The 574-nt window shown below is 28.2% G+C and carries 1 protein-coding gene and 1 pseudogene; both read left to right on the forward strand.

Annotation, left to right across the window (positions count from 1 at the left end; all coding sequences use genetic code 11):
- Nucleotides 1-247: pseudogene (locus IR152_RS19825) on the forward strand (integrase); the annotation flags it as partial.
- Nucleotides 247-574: DUF6262 family protein (locus tag IR152_RS19830; protein ID WP_227453510.1), on the forward strand; the 328-nt coding region annotated here is incomplete at its 3' end. The pseudogene IR152_RS19825 and the gene IR152_RS19830, both read left to right, overlap by 1 nt.

Raw genomic sequence — 574 nt, forward strand, 5'->3', positions numbered from 1 at the left:
TTGTAAGCAACAGATGAACCATTGCTTAACTTGTGCAAGTTTCTGTACTACAGTTGAAAATATACCTGAATATGAAGAAGAAATAGAAAAGGTTAAATCTCAAATAGAGATAAGTAATAGATGTGGTAGGGAACTTTGGGCAGAAAAGAATAAACAGTATTTAAATATATTAGAGCAAACATTAGAAAAAGTTAAAGAACATAAATTAGTTCATAAGAATGGTAAGTCAAGGGAGGATATAGTTTAATGGCTGATAATACTAAAGGATTAAAAGAATATGCTAAACAAAGGTCACAAATGGCTTTAGATAAGGTTGATAAGGCTATTAGAGAACTCTCTTTGACTGAACAAAAAATTAACTTCAATAGTGTTTCTCAACTTAGTGGAGTATCTAAAACATTCCTCTATAATAACCAAGAAATTAAAAAAAGAATTGAAGAACTTAGAGATAAACAAGTAAGTAAAACTATAAATCAAAGAGCCAAGTATGATAAGACTTCAAAATCAAAGGACATTATCATAATGGCTAAAGATAAGAAGATAAAAGAATTAGAAGAAGAAAATAAAAAACTCA

The sequence above is a fragment of the Clostridioides sp. ES-S-0108-01 genome, from assembly GCF_020662285.1.
Lineage (GTDB): Bacteria > Bacillota > Clostridia > Peptostreptococcales > Peptostreptococcaceae > Clostridioides.